General features: G+C 70.5%; 2 protein-coding genes and 1 pseudogene. 2 read left to right on the top strand and 1 reads right to left on the bottom strand.

The window, feature by feature from the left end; all coding sequences use genetic code 11:
- A pseudogene (locus tag GRC12_RS43080) lies at nucleotides 1-203 on the bottom strand (class E sortase); the annotation flags it as partial.
- 276 nt (nucleotides 204-479) lie between these two features.
- Between GRC12_RS43080 and GRC12_RS43085 the strand changes: the two are divergent.
- Both GRC12_RS43085 and GRC12_RS43090 read left to right on the top strand, forming a co-directional pair.
- The gene (locus GRC12_RS43085; RefSeq protein WP_133046363.1) at nucleotides 480-1,952 is read left to right on the top strand and encodes a beta-1,6-galactanase; all 1,473 of its coding nucleotides are present in this window, start codon (nucleotides 480-482) and stop codon (nucleotides 1,950-1,952) included.
- 126 nt (nucleotides 1,953-2,078) lie between these two features.
- On the top strand, nucleotides 2,079-3,196 hold a 1,118-nt coding region (locus GRC12_RS43090; RefSeq protein ID WP_308286760.1), incomplete at its 3' end, for an MFS transporter.

Below are 3,196 nucleotides of genomic sequence, written 5' to 3' on the forward strand. Positions count from 1 at the left end.
CCCTTCCCCCACTCCCGCTCCAGCGCCTCCACCTTCCGCTCGGCGCCCCGCTTGGCCTCCCGGTTGGTCCACCACAGCTGGTGGACGACGAGAAGGAGCAGCACCACTCCTACCGTGACGAGGAGTTCGGCCCCGCTCCACAGCGCGCGCCGGCGCCGGGCCGAGCGGCGCCGGGTGCTGTGCTGCACGACGGGAACGCGCATCCGCAGACCTCCTCGCGCCGCCTCCTGGGCAGGGCCTCGCACCGAGCCGCCCGCACCATAAGGGGCCGTCCCGCAACTCACCAGCCACACGCGCCGTTTCGGTTGTCCCGCACTTCATACATAGGTTTTAGAAAGGGCTGTCGTAGCTCTCGACAACCCCACCCGTCACACCCGATGCTTCGTGCTGGCACCAACGGGACAGGCCACCACGCCGGGCCCCGCGACCGGTTCAGGGACCGGTGCGCCCAGGCCCGTGAGCGAAGCGGAGTAGCAGCCATGATCAGACGCAGAACCCTGCTGGCCGCGGCCGGCGGCACCCTCCTCGGCAGCGCCCTCGCGACCGGCACCGCACGCGCGGACGCCACGATCAGCGTCAGCCCCGGAACCTCGTACGGCACCTGGGAGGGCTGGGGCACCTCGCTGGCCTGGTGGGCGAACGTCTTCGGCGGCCGGGACGACTTCGCCGACATCTTCTTCACCACCAAGTCGACGACGTACAACGGCACTTCGCTTCCCGGCCTCGGCCTGAACATCGCCCGCTACAACCTGGGCGCGAGCAGCTGGAACAGCGTCGGCGGCACGACCATGGTCGCTTCCCCGAACATCCCCGCCTTCAAGCAGATCGAGGGCTACTGGCAGGACTGGAACAACGAGGACCCCACCTCCTCCGCCTGGAAGTGGACCGCGGACGCCACCCAACGCGCGATGCTGACGAAGGCGGTGGCCCGCGGCGCGACCACCGAGCTGTTCGCCAACTCCCCCATGTGGTGGATGTGTCTGAACCACAACCCCTCCGGCGCCTCCGACGGCGGCAACAACCTCCAGTCCTGGAACTACCGCCAGCACGCCTCCCACCTCGCCGCGGTCGCCCTCTACGCCAAGAACAACTGGGGCGTGAACTTCGCGACCGTCGAGGCCTTCAACGAACCCAGCTCCAGCTGGTGGACGGCGACCGGCACCCAGGAGGGCTGCCACATCGACTCGACCGTCCAGTCCGCCGTACTGCCGTACCTGCGCAGCGAGTTGGACAAGCGGGGCCTGACGGGCACCAAGATCTCCGCGTCCGACGAGACGAGTTACGACCTCGCCCGCACCACCTGGAACTCCTTCAGCTCCACCACGAAGGGGTACGTGGACCGCGTCAACGTCCACGGCTACCAGGGCTCCGGCGGCCGCCGCGACCTCCTCTACACGGACGTGGTCACCACGGCGGGCAAGGCCCTGTGGAACTCCGAGACCGGCGACAACGACGGCACCGGCTACACCCTCGCCTTCAACCTCCTCTACGACTTCCGCTGGCTGCACCCCACCGCCTGGGTCTACTGGCAGGTCATGGACCCGTCCACCAACTGGGCGATGATCGCGTACGACGAGAGCACCCTGCAGGCGGGCGCGGTGCAGACGAAGTACTACACGATGGCCCAGTTCAGCCGGCACATCCGCCCCGGTATGAAGATCCTCGACACGGGCGTGAGCAACGCGGTGGCGGCCTACGACTCCTCCGCCAGGCGCCTGGTGATCGTCGCCCTCAACACCTCGGCCTCCGCCCAGACCTTGACCTTCAACCTCTCCAACTTCACGACCGTGAGCGGCGGTTCGGGCGGTCTGGTGCCGCGCTGGAACACGGTGACGACGGGCGGCGACCTCTACAAGTCGTACTCGGACACCTACGTGAGCGGAAAGACGGTCGCCGTCCCCTTCGCCGCGAAGGCGGTGCAGACCCTGCAGATAGACGGGGTGGTGATCTGACTGGGAAGCCGTACTTCCCCCCACGGGAACCGCGGTCCGGGGCCCACCCCCGGTCCCGGACCGCGTCCCGCACCCGGTCTCGCGGCGCTCGCCCTCGGCGGTTTCGGCATCGGCCTGACCGAGTTCGTGATCGCCGGCCTGCTCCCCCAGGTCGCCCGCGACCTCCGGGTGTCCGAGGCCACCGCGGGCCGGCTGATCTCCGGTTACGCCCTCGCGGTGGCCGTCGGCGCGATCGCGCTCACCGCCCTCACCGCCGGCCTGCACCGCAAGGCGGTCCTGATCGCCCTGGTGACTCTCTTCGTCGCCGGCAACCTCCTCTCGGCGATCGCCCCCACCTACCCGGTCATGCTCCTGGGCCGTGTGGTGGCCGCCCTCTGCCACGGCACGTTCTTCGGCATCGGCTCACTGGTGGCCCGCCGCATGGTCCCGCCCGAGCGGGCCTCTCGCGCCGTCGCGGTGATGTTCGCCGGCCTGACCGTCGCGAACGTCCTGGGTGTCCCCTTCGGCGCCCTGATCGGCGAACGCTGGGGCTGGCGCGCGACGTTCTGGGCGATCACGGGGATCGGCCTGCTGGCCCTGACCGCCATCGCCGTCCTGGTCCCTTCCTCGGCGGGCACGGTCCCGCCCACCAGGACAGGCCTCCGCACGGACCTCCGCGCCTTCCGCTCCCCCCAGGTCTGGCTGACCCTCACCGCCACCGCCCTCGGCTACGGCGGCATGTTCGGCGCCTTCAGCTACCTCACGTACACCGTCACCGAGGTCACCGGCTTCGCCACCACCGACATCCCCTGGCTGCTCGTGGTCTACGGCACCGGACTGGTCGCCGGCAACATGGCGGGCGGCCGCGGCGCCGACCGCGACCGCGACCGCACCCTCGTCATCAGCCTCACCGCCCTGACCGCCACCCTCACGGCCTTCGGCCTCCTGGCGAGCAGCAAGCCGGCCGCCGTCACCCTGGTCCTCCTCCTCGGCGTCTTCGGCTTCGCCCCGGTCCCGGGCATGATCACCCGCGTCACCGACCAGGCCCACGGCGTCCCCCTGGCCGCGAGCGCCAACGTCTCCGCCTCCAACATCGGCAACGCCCTCGGCGCCTGGCTCGGCGGCCTGGCCATCAGCGCGGGTTTCGGCTACCGGGCGCCGCTGTACGTGGGCGCGGCGATCGTGCTGACGGGGGTGGCGGTGATGACGTACGCGGCACGCACCACCCGGCCCACCGGGGAGCCGCCCATCCCCAGGTCTTCGGC

Source organism: Streptomyces griseorubiginosus (assembly GCF_017614965.1).
Taxonomy (GTDB): Bacteria; Actinomycetota; Actinomycetes; order Streptomycetales; family Streptomycetaceae; genus Streptomyces; species Streptomyces griseorubiginosus_B.

What these genes read in the sequence shown, in the direction of transcription:
- GRC12_RS43085 (WP_133046363.1), top strand. Translation starts at nt 480, where the DNA reads ATGATCAGACGCAGAACCCTGCTGGCCGCGGCCGGCGGCACCCTCCTC.